15 protein-coding genes and 3 pseudogenes are annotated in these 19762 nt (G+C 60.4%); 9 read left to right on the top strand and 9 right to left on the bottom strand.

What is annotated here, in order from left to right:
- Positions 1 to 166 precede the first annotated feature (166 nt).
- Positions 167 to 2314, top strand: coding sequence for a methyl-accepting chemotaxis protein (locus GJU48_RS25865; protein WP_094952541.1), 2148 nt, complete (start codon positions 167 to 169; stop codon positions 2312 to 2314).
- Positions 2315 to 2380: 66 nt separating this feature from the next.
- On the opposite strand, the gene GJU48_RS09235 is transcribed toward GJU48_RS25865, so the two are convergent.
- Genes GJU48_RS09235 through GJU48_RS09225 form a run of 3 tightly spaced genes read right to left on the bottom strand, consistent with a single transcriptional unit; the run spans position 2381 to position 4649 of the window.
- A complete protein-coding gene (locus GJU48_RS09235) occupies positions 2381 to 3700 on the bottom strand; it encodes a sensor histidine kinase (protein WP_094953710.1) in 1320 nt (439 codons plus the stop codon).
- The gene (locus GJU48_RS09230; protein ID WP_094953709.1) at positions 3697 to 4365 is read right to left on the bottom strand and encodes a response regulator transcription factor; all 669 of its coding nucleotides are present in this window, start codon (positions 4363 to 4365) and stop codon (positions 3697 to 3699) included. The genes GJU48_RS09235 and GJU48_RS09230 overlap by 4 nt, the downstream gene beginning before the upstream one ends.
- Entirely contained in the window at positions 4365 to 4649 is a 285-nt protein-coding gene (locus tag GJU48_RS09225; RefSeq protein ID WP_155295963.1) for a PepSY domain-containing protein, read from the bottom strand. The genes GJU48_RS09230 and GJU48_RS09225 overlap by 1 nt, the downstream gene beginning before the upstream one ends.
- A gap of 284 nt (positions 4650 to 4933) precedes the next feature.
- On the opposite strand from GJU48_RS09225, the gene GJU48_RS09215 reads away from it, so the two are divergent.
- The 7 genes and pseudogenes from GJU48_RS09215 (at position 4934) to codA (ending at position 10799) form a co-directional block, all read left to right on the top strand.
- Positions 4934 to 6013 carry a patatin-like phospholipase domain-containing protein gene (locus GJU48_RS09215; RefSeq protein WP_094953706.1) on the top strand — a complete coding sequence of 360 codons (1080 nt, stop codon included), beginning with the start codon at positions 4934 to 4936 and terminating at the stop codon, positions 6011 to 6013.
- 288 nt (positions 6014 to 6301) lie between these two features.
- Positions 6302 to 6514, top strand: coding sequence for a helix-turn-helix transcriptional regulator (locus GJU48_RS09210; RefSeq protein WP_094951227.1), 213 nt, complete (start codon positions 6302 to 6304; stop codon positions 6512 to 6514).
- A 63-nt stretch (positions 6515 to 6577) separates the two neighbouring features.
- Complete coding sequence (queD, locus tag GJU48_RS09205) at positions 6578 to 6934, top strand: 6-carboxytetrahydropterin synthase QueD (RefSeq protein WP_003237990.1); 357 nt, start codon at positions 6578 to 6580, stop codon at positions 6932 to 6934.
- A gap of 286 nt (positions 6935 to 7220) precedes the next feature.
- Positions 7221 to 7406, top strand: a pseudogene (locus GJU48_RS09200) (GNAT family N-acetyltransferase); the annotation flags it as partial.
- A gap of 9 nt (positions 7407 to 7415) precedes the next feature.
- Positions 7416 to 8039: an NUDIX hydrolase gene (locus tag GJU48_RS09195; RefSeq protein ID WP_094951226.1), complete on the top strand. Its 624-nt coding sequence runs from the start codon at positions 7416 to 7418 to the stop codon at positions 8037 to 8039.
- 144 nt (positions 8040 to 8183) lie between these two features.
- A complete protein-coding gene (gene codB, locus GJU48_RS09190) occupies positions 8184 to 9452 on the top strand; it encodes a cytosine permease (RefSeq protein ID WP_094951225.1) in 1269 nt (422 codons plus the stop codon).
- Between the two features lie 111 nt (positions 9453 to 9563).
- Positions 9564 to 10799 carry a cytosine deaminase gene (gene codA / locus GJU48_RS09185; protein WP_094951223.1) on the top strand — a complete coding sequence of 412 codons (1236 nt, stop codon included), beginning with the start codon at positions 9564 to 9566 and terminating at the stop codon, positions 10797 to 10799.
- 8 nt (positions 10800 to 10807) lie between these two features.
- Here the strand turns inward: codA and GJU48_RS09180 are convergent.
- The 5 genes and pseudogenes from GJU48_RS09180 to GJU48_RS09165 all read right to left on the bottom strand — a co-directional run bounded on the left by GJU48_RS09180 (position 10808) and on the right by GJU48_RS09165 (position 17553).
- Positions 10808 to 12707 (bottom strand): annotated as a pseudogene (locus GJU48_RS09180) (lipase family protein).
- A gap of 15 nt (positions 12708 to 12722) precedes the next feature.
- A pseudogene (locus GJU48_RS25115) lies at positions 12723 to 13416 on the bottom strand (hypothetical protein).
- Positions 13409 to 14245 carry a DUF4123 domain-containing protein gene (locus GJU48_RS09175; RefSeq protein WP_094951231.1) on the bottom strand — a complete coding sequence of 279 codons (837 nt, stop codon included), beginning with the start codon at positions 14243 to 14245 and terminating at the stop codon, positions 13409 to 13411. The pseudogene GJU48_RS25115 and the gene GJU48_RS09175 overlap by 8 nt, the downstream one beginning before the upstream one ends.
- Positions 14245 to 16263, bottom strand: coding sequence for a type VI secretion system tip protein TssI/VgrG (gene tssI, locus GJU48_RS09170; RefSeq protein ID WP_094951230.1), 2019 nt, complete (start codon positions 16261 to 16263; stop codon positions 14245 to 14247). Before tssI ends, GJU48_RS09175 begins: the two co-directional genes overlap by 1 nt.
- A gap of 303 nt (positions 16264 to 16566) precedes the next feature.
- Complete coding sequence (locus GJU48_RS09165) at positions 16567 to 17553, bottom strand: diaminopimelate epimerase (protein ID WP_094951229.1); 987 nt, start codon at positions 17551 to 17553, stop codon at positions 16567 to 16569.
- Between the two features lie 360 nt (positions 17554 to 17913).
- On the opposite strand from GJU48_RS09165, the gene GJU48_RS09160 reads away from it, so the two are divergent.
- The gene (locus GJU48_RS09160) at positions 17914 to 19065 is read left to right on the top strand and encodes an MFS transporter (RefSeq protein WP_094951220.1); all 1152 of its coding nucleotides are present in this window, start codon (positions 17914 to 17916) and stop codon (positions 19063 to 19065) included.
- A gap of 24 nt (positions 19066 to 19089) precedes the next feature.
- On the opposite strand, the gene GJU48_RS09155 is transcribed toward GJU48_RS09160, so the two are convergent.
- Positions 19090 to 19638 (bottom strand): type III secretion effector protein, encoded by a 549-nt coding sequence (locus GJU48_RS09155; protein WP_094951219.1) that lies wholly within the window; start codon positions 19636 to 19638, stop codon positions 19090 to 19092.
- Between the last annotated feature and the right edge of the window lie 124 nt (positions 19639 to 19762).

Genomic DNA, 19762 nt, shown 5'->3' with positions numbered 1-19762 from the left:
GGCTTTAGGAGGTCTTATTAGAGGGCGCGCACTTTGCAGCAGGCGGGCGCGCATGTCAAAAAGCGGCGTCGCTTTCAGCATTAAATTGAACGTTTAAATAATAAAGAAGCAACAATAACGGCCGATACAGAGGCTCTCTGCGTTTTCAGGTTAAGGATGCTCCTCGATGCCCCTCAGACAGCTCTCCATTCAATGGAAAATCACCCTGCTCGCCGGCCTGTGCCTGCTGGGGATCGTGACCCTGCTGGTGGGTCTGTCGCTGTATCGCATGGAGCACAGCTCGCAGCAGGTCAAAGCCTCGAGTATGCAAATGCTCGACGAGTCTGCCCAGGCGCGCATCGAGGCCCAAGGTGAAGTGCAGGCGTTGGGGATTCGCCAGCAATTCATGGACGCCTACCAGTACGGTCATGGTTTTTCCCGCCAAGTGCTGTTTTTGCGCGAACAGGCCGAAAAGCGCTTCCTCGACGCCTTCGACACCCGCGAAGACCTGACCCGCCAGGTCAAGGCCGCGCTACAGGCCAACCCAGACCTGCTCGGTTTGTCGCTCGTGTTCGAAGCCAACGCGCTGGATGGCAAAGACGAGTTGTTCGCCAACCAGGCGGAGCTGGGCAGCAATGACAAAGGCCGCTTTGCCCTGTACTGGTCGCAGCCGACGCCGGGCAAGCTGACTTCCATGTCGCTGCCGGAAAGTGACATGGCCGACACCAGCGTCGGGCCGAGCGGAGAAAAAGCCAACGCCTGGTTCACGTGCCCGCGCACCTCCCTGAAACCCTGCGTGATCGAACCGTACTTTTATGTAATCGACGGGCAAAACGTGCTGATGACCAGCATCGTGTTCCCGTTGATGGTCAACGGCAAAGTCATCGCCTCGCTGTCGGTGGACATCAACCTCAACAGCCTGCAGGCCGTGAGCCAACAGGCGAGCCAGAAGCTGTATGACGGCCAGACCCAAGTCAGCATCCTCAGCCCCAGCGGTTTGCTCGCCGGCTACAGCCCGGACGCCAGCAAACTCAGCCAGCGCCTGGATAAAGTCGACACGGCCAGCGGCGCGCAATTGATCAGCGCACTGGCGACCAGCACGCAGATCCATAGCTTGCGCACCGACCATCAACTCAAGGTATTGGCGCCCTTCGCACCCATTCCCGGCGGCAAGCCGTGGGGCGTGTTGCTGGATGTGCCGGAAACAGTCCTGGTCGGCCCCGCCGAAGTACTGAAGGCGCAACTGGATGCCGATAACACCCGCGGCACCTTGCTGGAACTGAGCCTGGGCTTGTTGGCGGCGGTGGTCGGCTTGGTCCTGGTATGGCTGATGGCGCGCAGCGTGACCCGGCCGATCCTCGGCGTGGCGCGCATGCTGGAAGACATTGCCAGTGGCGAAGGCGACCTGACCCGCCGCCTGGCCTACGACAAACACGATGAGCTGGGGCAACTGGCCGGTTGGTTCAACCGCTTCCTCGACAAGCTGCAACCGATTATTGCCGAGGTCAAACGCTCGGTTCAGGACGCCCGTGGCACCGCCGACCAGTCCGCCGCGATTGCCACACAAACCAGCGCCGGCATGGAGCAGCAATACCGCCAAGTTGACCAAGTGGCCACCGCCTCCCACGAAATGAGCGCCACCGCCCAGGACGTGGCCCGCAGCGCCGCCCAAGCGGCACACGCTGCGCGCGATGCCGACCAAGCCACCCGCGAAGGTTTGACCGTGATCGACCGCACCACCACCAACATCGGGCACCTGGCGGCGGACATGAGCACCGCCATGGTTCAGGTCGAAGGCTTGGCGGCCAATAGCGAGAAAATCGGTTCGGTACTGGAAGTGATTCGGGGCATTGCCGAGCAAACCAACCTGCTGGCACTCAACGCCGCCATCGAAGCCGCGCGTGCCGGTGAGGCCGGCCGTGGGTTTGCCGTGGTCGCCGACGAAGTGCGCAACCTGGCGCGGCGCACCCAGGAATCGGTTGAGGAAACCCGCGTGGTGATCGAGCAACTGCAAAACGGCACCACCGAAGTGGTCGGCTCCATGGGCAACAGCTATCGCCAGGCCCAGGGCAGTGTCGAGCAAGTCGGCCAAGCGGTCACCGCCCTGCGCCAGATTGGCGAGGCGGTCACGGTGATCAGCGACATGAACCTGCAAATCGCCAGCGCCGCCGAAGAGCAAAGCGCGGTGGCCGAAGAGATCAACAGCAACGTGGCGACGATCCGGGATGTGACAGAGTCGCTGTCAGAGCAAGCAAATGAATCGGCGCGGGTGAGCCAGGCGTTGAACAGCCTGGCTAATCAGCAGCAGGGGTTGATGGATCAGTTCAGGGTCTAAATCTTCAAAATGTCGAATGATTAATGTAAAAAGATGTGTAGATACCTACGCCGCGATGACGGTGGGTCAGGCCTGGCGCTTGGGCAATTCGATCAGCACCTTTAGCCCGCCCAACTCACTCTCCTGCAACTGCAACACCCCACCCCACACCTCGACGATATCCCGCACGATCCCCAGCCCCAGGCCATGGCCATCAATTTGCTCGTCCAGGCGCGTGCCACGGCTGAACACCTGGTCGCGCTGACTCTGCGGAATGCCGGGACCATCGTCCTCCACAGCCAGCAGATAGCTGCGCGGCGTTTCGCTGATGACCAAGCGTATTTCCGCATCCGCCCATTTGCAGGCGTTGTCCAGCAAGTTGCCGAGCAGTTCCAGCAGGTCTTCGCGGTCCCACGGCAATTGCAGGCCCGGCGTGACGTGGTAACTCAAGTCCAGGTGTTCACCGTGGATCATGTTTAGCGTTGCCAACAGACCCGGCAGCTCTTTTTCGCAATCAAACAAGGCGCCCGGCAGGGTTTCACCGGCAAGGCGCGCGCGGTTGAGTTCGCGATTCAGGCGTTGCTGCACGTGCTCCAGCTGTTCACGCAAGAGCTTGCTCAGTTCGGGATGGGCCTTGAGCTGTTCGCTGGATGCCACGCTCAACAGCACGGCCAAGGGTGTTTTCAGCGCATGCCCCAAATTGCCCAACGCATTGCGCGAACGCTTGAGGCTGTCTTCGGTGTGGGCCAGCAGGTGGTTGATCTGCGCCACCAGCGGTTCCAGCTCCAGCGGTACCTGGGTATCGAGTTGCGAGCGCTGGCCCTGTTGCAATTGGGCGATCTGCTCGCGAGAGGTTTCCAGCGGGCGCAAGGCTCGGCGCACGGTCACCCGTTGCAGGATCAGTACCAGCAGCAATGCCGCGAGGCCCATCACCAGGCCGATCTGACGCATCAAACGGAAACTTTCCCGCACCGGCGTGTAGTCCTGGGCCACGCTGATGGAAATCGACTGGCCAAAACGCTTGTAGTCCGCGCGCAACACCAGCAGTTGCTGGCCTTCCGGGCCTAGCTGCAAGTTGCCCTTGAGCCCGGCTTCGGGCAGTCGCGGTAATTCCTGGTCCCACAGCGAGCGGGAACGCCAATGAATGTCGGCAAAATCGATACGAAAATAATGCCCGGAAAACGGCCGCTGATAGGCCGGTGACAGGCGTTGTTCATCCAATTGCACGCCGTTCGGCCCACGCACCAGCGCCACCAGCAGGTTCTCGGCGTCATTGCGCAAGCCGGCTTCCAGGTAGCGCTGCAAACCGGCCTCGAACAACCACAAACTGGTTTGCGCCAGCACCACGCCGACGACCACCATCACGCTGATCAGCCCCAGGCTCAGGCGCCGTTGAATGGACTTCATGCAGGGCCGGCGCCAAACCGGTAACCCTGGCCACGCCGGGTTTCAATCACGCTGCGGCCCAACTTGCGGCGCAGGTGGTTGACGTGCACTTCCAATACGTTGGAATCACGCTCGGTCTCGCCATCATACAAGTGCTCGGCCAAGTGGCTTTTCGACAGGATCTGTTCCGGGTGCAACATGAAGTAGCGCAACAGACGAAATTCGGCGGCAGTCAGTTGAATCTCGTCGCCATCGCGCAGCACGCACTGACGGCCTTCATCCAGGTGCAGCCCGGCGGCTTGCAAGGTCGGCTGGTTGGCATGGCCGTGGGAACGGCGCAGCAAGGCCTGGATGCGCAGGTGCAGTTCTTCGGGGTGAAAGGGTTTGCTCAAGTAATCGTCGGCGCCGGCCTTGAGCCCTTCGATACGCTCGGCCCAGGAGTCGCGGGCAGTGAGGACCAGCACCGGTGTGGCCAGGGCGGCAGCGCGCCATTGCGCCAACACCTCCAGCCCAGGCAGGCCGGGCAAGCCAAGGTCGAGGATGATCAGGTCATAGGGCTCGCTGCGCCCCTGATACGCGGCATCGCGCCCGTCGGCCAGCCAGTCGACGGCGTAGCCTTGGCGTTGCAGGCCAGCCAGCAGCTCATCGGCCAGCGGTACGTTGTCTTCCACCAGGAGCAGGCGCATCAGTCGTCTTCCTTATCTTTGAGCAGTACACCGGTCGTTGCGTCCAGCTTGATTTCGCGCACCACGCCCTCGGTGGTCACCAGCTCCACTTCATAGGCATATTGGCCGTGCTTCTTCTCAAGCTCGGCCTCCAGCAGCCGGGAGCCCGGGTAGCGCGCCATGGCCTGTTGCAGCAGTTGCTCCAGCGGCAGGATCACCCCCTGCTGGCGCAAGGCCAAGGCTTCATCCTGGTTGAGGTCGCGGGCCGCCAGGCTTGAGCAAAAAGCCATGAGCGCCAGCACCATCCAACCGCTGGCGCGTCGATTTTACCCAGGCAATTTCAGTGGCTTGTCGGGGTCCACTGCTTGGGCCTGTGCCGCCGAGAAGGCGATGATACCGGCGGCGACCAGCGCTGTGAGGCGCTTCATGATAAGTCTCCGTTTCAGGATGTTTTTCCTACGCAGGCCACCGTACCCGCTGCAACTTAACTGAAACTGAATTGCCACCATGGCAATTTCCTCGCGCTCTTCTTCACCTATCACGCTGCGAGTTTTTCTATACTGCCCCGCTCGCTTCAAAAGAGACCGGTATGACAGCCATCCACATCAAATTCCCCGCCTTGACGCTCAAGGCCGGCAAACGCGCCTTCACGCGCATTCGCGAACAAGGCCTGGCGCCTGCGGATGTCGGCATTCTTCCCGGCGCCGCCGGTGGCCCCAAGGCGCTGGGCATCCAGGGCCTTGACCTGGCGCTGTTCGGCGATTGGTTGCCGCGTGCGCCACGCGAACGTGCGCTGATCGGCGCCTCCATCGGCTCCTGGCGGTTTGCCAGCGCCTGCCTGCCCGACCCAGTGCAAGGCCTGCTCGACCTTGGCCGCTTGTACAACGAACAGCGTTTTGCCAAAGGCGTGAGCATGGCCGAGGTCAGTCATAGCTGCCAGCGCATGCTCGATGACCTGTTCGCCGGCCGCGATGCGCGGGTGCTGGACAACCCCGACTATCGCCTGAACATCATGGTGGTCAAAAGCCACGGCCTGCTCGCCGATGACCACCGTGGGCGGCTCGGCCTGGGCCTGTCGTCGGTGATTGCCGACAACCTGCGCGGTCGCGCGCGGCTGTCGCGGCATTTCGAGCGGCTGATCATCCACGACCCACGCCAGGCGCCACCGGTGCATCCGCTCAAGGATTTCCCTTCGCGTTTCCTCGCGCTGGAGCTGGGCAACCTGCGCCAGGCACTGCTGGCATCCGGCTCGATCCCGATGGTTATGCAAGGCGTGCGTGACCTGCCCGGCGCAGGCGCCGGCACCTACCGCGACGGTGGCCTGCTGGACTATCACCTCGACCTGCCCTACCACGGCGACGACATCGTGCTGTACCCGCACTTCACCGACCGGGTTATCCCCGGCTGGTTCGACAAAGGCCTGCCGTGGCGGCGCAGCAATCAACAGGGTCTGCAGGATGTGTTGCTGCTCGCGCCATCCAAGGACTACCTGGCGCGCCTGCCCTACGGCAAGTTGCCGGACCGCAGCGACTTCAAGCGTTTCATGGGCGATGACCCGAGCCGCAACAAGTACTGGCAGGCCGCGATGAGCGAGAGCCAACGCTTGGGCGATGAGTTCCTGCAATTGGCCGATAACGGCGGCCTGGGTGAGCGTTTGCAGCCACTTTGACGCGACACAGGCCTCTTGCAGAGGGGCGGTATGCCCGGCGAGGGATCAAACTGCTAAACTCGCCGCCTGCCAGATACCTGACCGAGCTGAAAATACTGTGGAAATCTTCAAAGATTCCACGGTAGCCTCCCGCCGAAAACCCTCCCGTCTCAGAACCCTCCAAAAACCCCATAAAACCTAAACACTTGAGTATCACCGCGTACGGACGTCGGTCCGCATAACCCACCCCACCTTCTGCCGCCCAGCGCGGCTCATTGACTCACGCCGCCCGCGGCACGGAGTATCAACATGGCAGCAGCAGAGAAAATTGATCGTTTCCTGCGCCTCGACGAGGTGCTTTACACCACAGGCCTGGGCCGCAATACGGTTTATCGGCGGATCAGGGAGGGCACATTCCCAAAACAGGTTAGAATAGGCCCCAATTCGGTCGCTTGGCGCCAGTCGGCAATCGCTGAATGGATGACCTCAACAGCGCCCAGCAACGACCAATCAGTACATTGATCAGTACACCATCAACTGACAATACTCCCAAAGCCACGCAACACAAGCCCTACAGGTCACACCGTGGAAATCTTCAAAGAGTTTACCTTCGAGTCCGCCCACCGCCTGCCCCACGTACCGGAAGGCCACAAATGCGGGCGCCTGCATGGGCATTCGTTCAAGGTGGCAATCCACCTGAGCGGCGACCTGGATCCCCATACCGGCTGGATTCGCGACTTCTCGGAGATCAAGGCGATTTTCAAGCCGCTCTATGAACGCCTCGACCACAACTACCTCAACGACATCCCAGGCCTGGAAAACCCGACCAGCGAAGTGCTGGCCAAGTGGATCTGGACTGAGCTGAAACCTCTGCTGCCGGAACTCAGCGCGATTCGCATCCATGAGACCTGCACCAGCGGTTGCATTTATCGCGGCGAGTAAGCCGCTGCGGTAAAAAAACCACCCTTGCGGTGGTTTTTTTATGGCCGCCTACCTTACAGTCGTGGCTCCCCACCAAAACAAGCACGCGTGGATGCGCCCTTCAATACGCCCCGCCACTGCCGGGCCGTCGCCCCTGATTTCGGGCGGCTGTTGATGGGCTTTGCGCAGCAACTTGCGGTGGTTTTTTTATGGCCGCCTACCTTACAGTCGTGGCTCCCCACCAAAACAAGCACGCGTGGATGCGCCCTTCAATACGCCCCGCCACTGCCGGGCCGTCGCCCCTGATTTCGGGCGGCTGTTGATGGGCTTTGCGCAGCAACAGGCGATCGACGCGGGCTACGAAGCGATCCGCCTGTACACCCATGAAACCATGACCGAAAACATCACGCTGTACACCCGCCGCGGCTATGTCGAAACCCATCGCGCGCAAGAGCATGGCCTGCGCCGCGCGTACATGACCAAACGCCTCTAGGAGAAGCCCATGGAAACTATCTGGCTGGCCCAGGCCAAGCGCCTGCAGGCATTGGCGTCCACGGGGCTGCATTTTTGCACCGACGCCTTTGAGCGCGAACGCCTTGAGGAAATCGCCGAGATTGCCCATAGCATGCTGGCGCAACTGGCGGATGTGCCGCTGGAACGTATCACCGGGCTGGTGCCGGATTTCGCCAAGCGCTATTCGACGCCCATGATCGATGTGCGCGGCGCGGTGATCGAGGGCGAGCGCATTCTGCTGGTGCGTGAGCTGACCGATGGCTGTTGGGCGCTGCCGGGTGGCTACGCCGATATTGGTTTGTCGGCGGCGCAAAACATCGTCAAGGAGATTCGCGAGGAAGCCGGGCTGAACGTTACTGCGCGGGCGCTGTACAGCGTCACGCACAAGGCCAAGGGTTTGTACCGCCCGGATGTGCGGGACTTCTACAAGTTGTACTTCCTGTGTGAACGCGTGGATCAGCTGGCACCGATGGCCGGATTCGAAACCACAGACGTGGGCTTTTTTGCTTTGGATGAGCTGCCGCCCCTGTCCCGTGGGCGCACCATCGAAAGTGATCTGCAGGCTGCGTTTGCGTTTCATCGCGGCGAGACCACCCAGACGCTGTTCGACTGATCCAATTTGTATCACTGGCGCACCGCTTTCGTGCCCGACTGGGCACAAAGACCACCCCTTCCGGCCATTCACCCCGCGCCACTGCTGCTGATTTGGCACGCGCGGTGCAATAAGCCTGCGTCACTCATTCAGGGAGCAAGGCACATGACGCAGCAAGAACCTGGCAACGATTACCCCCTCAGCGAAGTGCCGATGCATGCGCGCAAAGGCTTGGCGTCCACCGCCATGGTGCTGCTGGGGTTTACGTTTTTTACCGCGACCATGTTTGCCGGCGGCAAGCTGGGCGTAGCGTTCAGTTTCACCGACATGCTCGGCGTCGTGGCCTTGGGTAACCTACTGCTGGGCATCTACGCCGCTGGCCTGGGTTACATCGCCTTCAAGAGTGGCTTGAATTCGGTGTTGATGGGCCGCTTCTGCTTTGGCGAAGTGGGCAGCAAGCTCAGTGACTTGATCCTCGGCTTCACCCAGATCGGCTGGTACGCCTGGGGCACCGCCACCGCCGCGGTGGTGCTGGGCAAGTACTTCGAGCTGAGCCAAGGCAGCGTGCTGGGGTTGATGGTGCTGTTCGGCATGGTGTTCTGCGCCACCGCGTATGTGGGGTATCGCGGGCTGGAGATCCTGTCCTACATCGCAGTGCCGGCCATGGGCATTTTGCTGTTTGTGTCGATGTGGGTCGCCACCGTTAAAGTCGGCGGCCTGGATGGCCTGCTGGCGGTGGTGCCCACGGCTGAACTGGACTTGTCCACCGCGATCACCCTGGTGTTCGGCACCTTTGTCAGCGGCGCGACCCAGGCCACCAACTGGACGCGATTCTCCCGCTCGGCCAAGGTCGCGGTGCTGGCCAGCCTGATTGGATTTTTTGTCGGCAATGGCTTGATGGTGCTGATCGGGGCGTATGGCGCCATCGTCTATCAACAACCGGACGTGGTCGAAGTGTTGCTGGTGCAAGGCTTCGCCATGGCGGCAATGGCCATGTTGCTGCTCAATATCTGGAGCACCCAGGACAACACCATCTATAACTTCGCCGTCGCCGGCTGCAACCTGCTACGCACTAAACGCCGCAAGACCGTGACGCTCGCCGGTGCAGTGATCGGCACCCTGCTGGCGCTGCTCGGCATGTACGACATGCTGGTGCCCTACCTGATTCTGCTGGGCACGGTGATCCCGCCAATCGGCGGGGTGATCATGGCCGACTTCTTCTACCGCTATCGCGGCCAGTACCCGCGCCTGGCCGAGACACGCCTGCCCGCCTTCAATTGGCCTGGGCTGGTGGCCTATGCGGTGGGCACCGTGCTGGCGTTCCACTCGCCGTGGGTAGCGCCGTTGGTGGGGATTGTGGCTGCGTCGCTGACCTACATAGTGCTGACATTAGTACTGCGCGTACGTGCGCCGCTGGCTGACGCCCCGGTATGAGCCTGCGGCTGGCTGACGCTGGACAACTCATATGACCGCCTGGACATCGGCATCGCCCTGATGATCTGGCGGCTATCTGCCTGACTGTCTTTAGCCAAGAGGAACTTGCCCATGCATATCATCAACGCCCGCCTGCGCAACCGTGAAGGCCTGCATGATCTGCACCTGGAACACGGCCGGATCGCCAGCATCACCCCACAAACGCGGGTGCCTGCTTTAACGGCCGGCGACTTGGACGCCGCCGGCAACCTGGTCATACCGCCTTTTGTTGAGCCGCATATTCACCTCGACGCCACCCTGACCGCCGGCGAGCCGCGCTGGAACATGAGCGGCACGCTGTTCGAGGGCATCGAGTGCTGGGGCGAGCGTAAAGCCACCATCACTCAAGAGGACACCAAGACCCGCGCCAAGAAAACCATCCAGGCCCTGGCCGCCCACGGCATCCAACATGTGCGCACCCACGTCGACGTCACCGACCCCGACCTCACAGCGCTCAAAGCCATGCTCGATGTGCGCGAAGAAAGCTCGCACCTGATCGACCTGCAAATCGTCGCGTTTCCCCAGGAAGGCATCGAGTCCTACCGCAATGGCCGCGAACTGATGGAAGAAGCCATCCGCCTGGGTGCCGACGTGGTAGGTGGCATTCCCCACTTTGAATACACCCGCGACCAAGGCGTGAGTTCCGTGAAGTTCCTCATGGACCTGGCCGAACGCACCGGCTGCCTGGTGGACGTGCACTGCGACGAAACCGATGACCCGCACTCGCGGTTTCTCGAAGTGCTCGCCGAAGAGGCCCGCAGCCGTGACATGGGCGCGCGCGTGACCGCCAGCCACACCACGGCCATGGGCTCTTACGACAATGCCTACTGCGCCAAACTGTTCCGCCTGTTGGGGCACTCGGGCATCAGCTTCGTCTCCTGCCCCACCGAAAGCATCCACCTGCAAGGGCGTTTCGACAGTTTCCCGAAACGCCGCGGCGTGACCCGCGTCAACGAACTGCTCGAAGCCGGCATGAACGTGTGCTTCGGCCAGGACTCCATTGTCGATCCCTGGTACCCCCTCGGTAACGGCAACATTCTGCGTGTGCTGGAGGCCGGTTTGCACATCTGCCACATGCTCGGCTACCGCAACCTGCAAAGCGCCCTGGACCTGGTCACCGACAACAGCGCCAAAGCCATGGCCCTGGGTGAGCGTTATGGCCTGGAACCTGGGCGCCCGGCCAACCTGTTGATCTTGTCGGCCGACAGCGACTACGAGGTGATCCGCAGCCAAGGCCTGCCGCTGTACTCGATCCGCAATGGCAAGGTGCTGATGAAACGGCAACCGGCGCAGGTGGCGTTTTTATAGGCGCCGTTTCAGACAATCGAATCGAGGTCCAACGGTTGCGCACGCCCTGGGCCGTTATGAGTCGGTGAAGGAATACTGGCAACTTGCGCCAGCACACGGTTTTCGTGGTGGCTGAACCAGCGCTTCAGGCTGGGTTGCAAATAGCTGGAGGACGCGTGACTGCCGTATACGTCGCGCGCTTCCAGACGTCGCCAGCGTAGGGTTTCCAGGCGCTGGCGACTGGTGCGCAACCGATCGATTTCAGCATTCAACGCCTGGTTATGTTCGTGCCCATATCCGCGCTGGTTTGAAGGGCGGCGGCGATCAAGCTCGCGGTTTTTGTCGCGCAGTTGTTGAGTCATGGTTTCGAGCGCATGGTCCAGTAACTCGAACTCTCTTGGCGTGACCAAAGGCCCTTGCCTATCCACGGTTTGTTGCCAGCGACGAAATGTGGCCCAGGCTGCTGGAATATAGCTGGCGGTCATGGAGTGTTGGCTGGCCTGAAACAGTTGTTTCAGCAGGTTGGCGCGGTCGGGCATGTCGCCCTGCAGTTGCAGCGCCCGATTACAGCCGGCCTCCAGGATGGACTCACACGCGGGCCGCCATAACACCGAGGAGTGCGTGCCATCCGGAAGCGTGATCGGCATGAAGTGCTGTTGTTCACCATGATGCTGGTAAGGATTGCCAACGACGCGCACCAGCCCGGCGGCGAATAACAAGCCGCCCGACGCTGGGGCACTGAACAATATCACGGCCCCAGGAACCCAGAGTTTGGCGGTGGTGTTCATCCATGTGGCGGGAACACTGGGGACCGGGTCGTTGTGGTTGACGATGCGGTGGTGGACCAGGGATGAGGCGCCTTCGGTGAACTCGGTGTCGGCGCCGCGAGGCGCACCGTAGGTGTAGAGAAGAATGTTGTAGTGGGCGCTGGAGACTCGACGCAGCCCTTCTGCCAGTAGCAAGGCGATGGCGCCACCAAGGCTGTGCCCACAAATGATAATGCGTTGGCGGTCGTGAAATTTATCGAGGTATTGCAAGACAAATTCGCGCATCGCTCGATAGGCCAGATAGAAGCCTTCATGGGCTTTACCTACGCCATCGGCAAACGGCACTTGGTGAGCGTTTGCGTCTCGCAGTGCGTCAGCGCCACTGGCGGTGCCTCGCACAGCAATCAGGATGACTTCATCGTGGTGAGTAATAAATGCCTGCGTATCAGTGCCGAAATTTTTATCGTCGAAAAAGTGCACGAGAGCAGGATGCTCCTGTTTCGCTCCAAGCTGCGTACGGTTCTGCGAATACAACTCCGGATCGAAGGGCACAATTTCAAAGCGCTGTGAGTAGGCGACTTCCTCATAGAGCGGATAAAAGCGTTGAACCTGTTTACCGTCGACCTTCCAGGCTTCCTGATACCCCGAGAGTTTTTCCGCAAACAAATTCCCTATCGCGTGCCGCAGGTGCGAAGATCCGGGGCGCCAAGGGCGGCAAGTGGGCAACATGTCGGACCAAGTCGCGTACTTCAACCTGATAAAACCGATCCGCTTGCCGCTGTGCGGGGTTACCCTCAATGCGCTGACCATCAGCCGCAACAAAGCGGGTTTGTTCAGCGCGAATTTGGAGTTCGGTGATAGGTAATCTGTAAGTCTGGCGCGTACTCAATTCAAAATACGGCTCCTCTTTCCCAGAATACAGCCCTTCCAAAGCAAGCACGACGGGACCGCAGTAAAACCCTTGCAGCTTGGCAAATCCCTCCCCCGTCAGCCTTCCGTTGTACTGCTGGCCTGTACTGTCGCAGATGCTGTACGCGAGCCCGCCGTACGCCTTCCCACAGCCCGCTTCATCAACCAGACAAAAGCTTGCCCAGTGCCCTTTCAACGCGCAAGCAGGCATCTTGCTACTAAAAAAAGGTTGCTTCCATGCTTCCTGTTTCATGAACCAGTTCCCTTGTTATTTACACGTGGGATAGACATCACAAGAGCGTCCATCCGGCATTATTATGGGTTTAAAGTCTGTTGTATCGCTGTCGCAAATGCCCCGCGTATCCTCATAACTTTCCCCCCGGCAGCGTTTCCAGCCGCCTGGTACAGCTATCCACCGTCGGTCAAAAGCCGGCGCCTCCTCGTCTGTAAATGCCAGCACCAGCCTGAGTGTCTTTCCGGGTAGCAGCTCGCGCTGTACAAGCCCACCCGCCCGGACTTTTTGCCGCTGTCCCATTGCGTCCAATGCTTTGCATTCCAGCAGTTTCCTGATCGCATGCGACCGCCCCACCGTCCGAAAAAACCACATACATTGCCCAGGTAATTCCTGTACGCCCGAATCCGGCATCCCCGCCACATCCTCAGACTCTCGTAGGGCACCCCTCAATGGTTTGAGTCAACGGCAGGTCATAACTCATCCTTCCAGCCACGGGTTTGTATTCAGCAATAATGATCTTGCGTTCAGGCCTGTTGCCTCGACGCTGTGGCAACTTGCACATTTGGTACCTGGCGGGTTCATAGTAAGCCGCGCCTACAAATCTGAATTGCGCCGGCAAGTCCACCTCCAGCGTAAAGTGATTCACCGGCCCCGACGGCACCAGTGCACACCCCGAAAGCCATCCCGTTACAAGCGCAATCAAGGCGCCACGCAGTCGCTTACTCATGCTTACTCCTCAACGTGCGCCACTGCTGCGACACTCGCTCAAAATGATCGCCAGGCGCCTCCTCTTGCAGCGGCTGCCACTGGATCACACTGCTTCGCGTCGCCTCCTCCAACCTGCGAACCACCAGGAATTCAAGTTGCTGCGGCCCACGCCATTGCCAGCCGCGTGCTTGTTCCAGCACCTGGGCCAGCCAGATTCTGGGCTCCTGAAATTCGACCAAGGCGGCCAAGCCCTCGCCGTGCTCGGTCAGCAGGTAGCGCAGGATATTGGCGTGCAGGATGGCGTCGGCCTGGGGGTTGGGCGTGTTCAGCCAGGGCGCGGGCACAGGCGTCGGGTACTCACCGGGGGCAGGGTTTTCGCCCTCGCACCAGTGGCCCTCATGCCAGTAGTACACGTTGATCAGTGGCCCGAGAAACACCGGCCAACGTTCGATCGGCAGGTGGGCTAAAGCGCGGGCCACGGTACGGTTATCGTGAAAGCGATACAGCGCCTGGCTGCCTGCGGGCCCTACCAACATTCGCTCGCGCCAGTGTCGAGCCACTCCGGCCAGGTCATCATCGGGCAGGCTGCCCAGCCAGCCCCAATTCGCCTGCGGCTGTTGTAGCAATTGAACCAGCGCGGGTTCCCCTACCTGCTCCAGCAGCAGGATCACCGGGCCAAGAGTTGCCAGCTCGGCCACGGCCGTTTCACCGTAGAGAAAGCAGTACTGCGAAACATTACGAGCCGCCAACAACGGCTCGCGGGCGTCATTGTTTCCCTCAAGGATCAAACAAAGGCGGCGCCCCGCCTGTTGCTGTCGGGCCATCCACAGGCTGGGCATGCGCTCCATCATGCAGCCCTCCTTGGGATGTCACACCGACCTTCACGGCATTGCTCACACACTGGGCAGTAGTCGGCACCTAACTGCCGGGCCGTATCCATGATAGCGCCCTGCGCCGCTGTAAACTTCGGGCCACCCGCTGCAGAAAACGGGTTCGCCGACACGCTTGCAGGCGGGGCGCCGCCGACAGTGATGGGCCGACTGCTGAACACCCCACCCGCCTGGATCATCAGGTGCTCTCCCCCGGCCTGCAAACTCAATTGTGCGCCTGCATCGATGACCAGGCTGGCACCGGCCTTGAGATAAACCTGTTGCCCGGCTTCGATGACCAGCGTGCGCCCCACACGGGTCTCACTGTTACCTTGCACATCCAGGCGATCATTCGCTTGGAGCACCACGTTGCGATTACCCGTGGTGTGATGGTGCTCTTCGCTTTCCAGGCGAACCGTGCTTGCCCCACGAATGATTTCACGGCGCTCTCCGGCCACTTCCAGGCGGCTGTCATGCCCCACCTGCTGCTCCAGGTCCCGTTGGGCGCGCAGGTAGATAAGCTCCTCGCCGCGACGGTCTTCAAGGTGCAGCTCGTTGGCCCCGCCGCCGCCCAGGGCGCTGCAACTGCGCAACACGCTGCGCGTCTTGTGTTGTGGCAAAGGATAAGCTGGCATGTGCAACGCATTGGGCAGGCAGCCGTTGATCAAGGGCTGGTCGGGGTCGCCGTCCAGAAAGGTCACCAGCACCTCCATGCCCACCCGAGGGATCAGCATCGCGCCGAAGCCATCGCCTGCCCAGCCGGAAGCCACTCGGACCCAGCAACTGCTTTTATCGTCGGTTTTGTCCAGCCGGTCCCAGTGAAAACGGACCTTCACCCGACCGTAGGCATCGCAATGCACCTCCTCGCCTTCCGGCCCTGTCACCGTGGCCGTCTGGCTGCCGCTGATCGTCGGTTTGGGATGTTTGAGGGGCGGTCGATGCGCTGCACGCCATGGCGTAGCGGTGAATCGATTGCGATAGCCTTGGAATACGTCAGCCTCAAGCACGGCCTCCTCCAGCACTTGCGGTTGATACCCCTCATGACGCACCGACGTGATCAACCACAGGTCGTTGCAGGCAGGGTCCGGGTGATCACGCAGCTCTAGAAAGTAGCCGCTGCTTAACGCCGGTTGATCACTTTTACCCAATGCACGATGGCGATCGCTCAGATGGCGTTCCAACCCCCGACGTGCCAGTTGCTTGCCACGTGCGTGGCCGGTAAAATCGGCGGGGCAACGGTAATCTTCAAGGGTTTGCAACGCTGCAGCACTGGCCTTTTGTTGCAGGCGCAACGACGGATGTTCGAAGTCATGATCGCGGCGCACCGTTTGGCGGCTGCGGGTTTCCAGGCGCACGTCGAAACGCCGGATCGCTCTTGTTTCAGCCGCCAGGTCGCCCACCGCGCAGTATTGCTGCACAGGCAAGCGTCGAAACACCGTTTGATCATCACCAAACACCAGCAAATGATTATTCGGGCTGTGGCGAAAGTGGTAGTGAATGCCCTCCTCTTCGCACAGCCGTTGGATAAAGTGCAGGTCGCTTTCCGCGTATTGCACACAGAACGTGCGCGGCGGATAGACCACAGGGCCAAGTTCGAAGGCATAGGCGTCGGCAAAGATGCCATGGTGTTCGAGTACCGCGACGATGATCTGCGGCACGCTGCGTTGCTGGAAGATACGCTGGTCACGCCGATGGGCAAGGCACGCCAGGCGGGGTGCCAGGGTGAGGTGATAGCGGGTCAGCCGGGCGCCGGGGTCATCCCGGCCAATGGCGTAGACCTGCCCATGCAGGCCCGCATCCGTTTCGCCAACGTCTAGATAGGCAGGCTGGTGGAGCAGCGCCTCCAGGTCCAGGGAAGGGTTTTCGCTGACTAATTGCAACTCAATGAAATAAGGCTGGTCCAGGGACTCGCTGCCTTTGAAGGCCAACACCTGAAAGTCGTTGTTCACTTGTGGAAGTATCAATTTAAAACGTGAAGAAACAAACGCATCAACCATCCGCAAGTTACCCATCATCAATGATTTGATTGAAAGGCTTTCTCCCATCGGATACCGATTTAACTGCTGGAAAAAAGCACCTGAACGCCCTAAAGCTTAGCGATTACAGGCGAATTGCGGCGCCGAAAAAAACAAAAAAGAAGTTTCGTACGACTTGGGAGGAAGTGTCTTTTACAAAACAAGACAAACGATCAATTAAACACATTTCCACAACAAGAAACTTCCCACATCAACTTTACAAACTTAACTAGTTGATAAGGAAACAGCCGACACTTATTCAAGATATCAGCCGCACACCAACATTCAGGTTTGCCGCTGTGCAGTCCCGAACAAACTGACGCTCAGCAATATTTCAGCCTGACCCTGCAACCGTACCGGCGCAGTGCCACCTGGCATGACCACGGCCACTTCTCCAGCCTCAACCCAACCGGCCCGCCATGCCGCGCATGCCACAGCACTGGCACTGGTCCCGGAGGACGCAGTTGGCCCCTCGCCCCGCTCAAACACTCGCGCAATCACCCGATTGCCCGAAGACCTTGCGGCCCATTGCAGGTTGACGCCAGCCACACAGGGTTGGCCGCGCCCCACCGGTGGCGCAAAGGCAATCGCCTGCAAAGGGTCAAACAATGCGCTCTGATGCATCGACTGATTGTCAGGTAATGCCCCTGCGTGCTCCACGAGCGTCACGCAGTGGGGGTTACCGACACGGACAAACTGGCTGTGCGCCCATTGCGGGTTGATCGCAGCCAGCGCAGCGACATGGCTGAATTCTCGATGCCCCATAGTGATCGGCTCAATACCGCAAGCCGCCACTGCAGATGGCCCGAACGCCGGCTGCCCCAGGGCCAGCCAGAAGCCCGCAACCTGTTCGTTGACCGCAGGTTCCACATAGGTCGCAAGCGGTGACGCCGTGTGCACGTTGTCGTGATGGACGCGCAATTCACAGCCCTGAGTCATCAAGCCTTGATCGGTCAGCGCCTGGGCAAAAATGGTCAAGCCGTTGCCGCTGCGTTCGGCGAGTGAGCCATCCGTATTGACGATCAGCACGTCAAACGGCGGCGCGGCCTGAAATGGCCCGACCAACAAACCATCGCAGCGGTGTGCCTTGGCATCGGCCGCATGGGGCAAGGCGCCCCACCCACATTCGGCGGCGATAGCCGACGGTGTCCAAGCCTTGCGAGTACTCGCGGCCAGGCCCGTGTGCTCGGGCACGTCAACACCTTGGTTACGCAGATACGCCGGGCTGACCACGCCGTAGATATTGCCCCGCGCGTCGTAGAACAAGGTCATTTTGCCACCCGTTTCAAAACCTTCATCGGCTCGCCCATCCAATTGCCTACACACTGGAACGGCAGCGTATTACAGAACCGCCAACCTGTGGGAGGTGGCCTGGAAGGTGGTAATCCAGTGCAAGAACCCCGGGGTTCAGCAATTCTCACCAGGATTACGCACCTTCCAGGCCACATCCCGCACGTTCGATACGCTTATGTGTGGCGACTTCGTGCAGAGCGTTCCGAGTTTGTAAAAATAAAAGTCGTTATCCCAAGCGCAATCCGCAATCCGCAGGGAACCTGGCTCGCTCGACAAGGCCTGATGTGCAAGGATGTCGCGCCGGACATCGTTCGTTGAACGCAAAACCAAGGATTTTTCATGACTGCCATCCCCACCCCAGCGCCCGTGGTTCCCGGGCGGCTGGAGCAAATGTCGACCCGTATCGCTTTTTTCATCGCCGGCTTCGGTATCGCCGCTTGGGCACCGCTAGTGCCGTACGCCAAAGCGCGCGCGCAACTCAATGAGGGCACGCTTGGCCTGTTGCTGTTGTGCCTGGGGGTGGGGTCGATCATCGCGATGCCAGTGGCGGGTGCCTTGGCATCACGCTTTGGCTGCCGACGTGTGCTGACTGCCGGCACGATCATGATCTGCCTGGCACTGCCGATGCTCGCCACGGTCAGTTCGATCCCGCTGCTGATGGCAGGCTTGTTTCTGTTTGGTGCAGGCCTAGGCACCGTGGATTCGACGGTCAACCTGCAAGCGGTGATTGTGGAGCGTGCCAGCGGCAAAACCATGATGTCGGGCTTCCACGGTTTGTTCAGCCTGGGCGGCATCGTCGGCGCGGCAGGTGTTTCCGGGCTGCTGGGGTTGGGCCTGTCGCCGTTGCAGGCGACCCTGGTGGTGATTGTCATCATGGCGGCCGCGCTGCTCAAGGCCGGGCCACACCTGTTGCCCTACGGCAGTGAAAGCTCGGGCCCGGCATTTGCCGTGCCTCACGGCGTGGTGCTGTTTATCGGCTGCCTGTGCTTCATCGTGTTTCTGGCCGAAGGCGCCGTGCTGGATTGGAGCGCAGTATTCCTCAGCGCCGAGCGGGGTCTCGATGAGGCTTACGCCGGGCTTGGCTACGCGGCCTTTGCCTTGACCATGACCGCAGGCCGCCTGACCGGTGATGCGATTGTTCGACGCCTGGGCGCCACCCGGGTGATTGTAATTGGCGGCGCGCTGGCCACCGCCGGCATGTTACTCGCCACACTCTTCCCCGCTTGGGAAACCGCGCTACTGGGGTATGCCTTGGTAGGCGCCGGTTGTTCGAATATCGTGCCGGTGCTGTACACCGCGGTAGGTAAGCAAACAGTTATGCCGGAGCATATTGCGGTGCCGGCCATCACCACCCTGGGTTATGCCGGTATTCTCGCAGGCCCTGCGGTGATCGGCTTTATCGCCCACGGCAGCAGTTTGAGCACCGCCTTTGTACTGATTGCGATGTTGCTGGCTGGTGTGGCCATCAGCGGTAAAATTCTCAAAGTGTAAACCGCTGCTGCACAAGGCCAGGCGTTACCTGGCCTTGTGCACCTCATGCTGTTCCAGCCAGCGCTCCAGGCTTCGATTGCAAAGCCATCCCTCATGCTTGGGGCGACCTAACAAGCGCATGTTGTTGGCGCGCTCTAACGAACGCAATAAACCTGGGCGTTCAATGGTGTTTTTTGCCGTGTACACACAGTGTTCGCTGTACTTTTTCTTGGGTAGCCCAGTGGACGGTTCCAAAATGGGCATGCCATTTGAGTCAGTGTCGTCGGGGTCATTCATCACGGTTCTGAGCAGTGCAATATGCACGTACTCAAAGGTTTCAAAAAAAACCGTGCGGTCCTTGGGCTTATCCCTCAATTGCTTGAAGTAGCCTTGCAGGGCCTGAACCACGTCGGCATTGCCCAGGCCATGGAAAGGATCCTGGCTGAAGGCGCCGGGGGAGCTGTTACCGCGCAAGGCTGATGCGGCTGCGCCCAGGCTGTCGCGGGTGATGTACCCGTCGCCATCAATGATCGAATCGTTCAGTAGCGGGCGACTGATAATTTCCCTGGCCACCAGAATGATGCTGTCGCGCACGTTAATCGCCCCCCAGCGGTTGAGCCGCAATCTTGCGCAGGGATGACAGCGTCAGACGGCCGTCCTGTAAAAAGTCGTGCAATTCGCCAAAGTGTTTCTGAAACTCGCTCGCTAGTTGGCTATC

Source organism: Pseudomonas sp. IB20 (genome assembly GCF_009707325.1).
Lineage (GTDB): Bacteria > Pseudomonadota > Gammaproteobacteria > Pseudomonadales > Pseudomonadaceae > Aquipseudomonas.
Note: the sequence above shows the minus strand (reverse complement) of the source record. Positions and strands in the feature narration are given on the sequence as shown.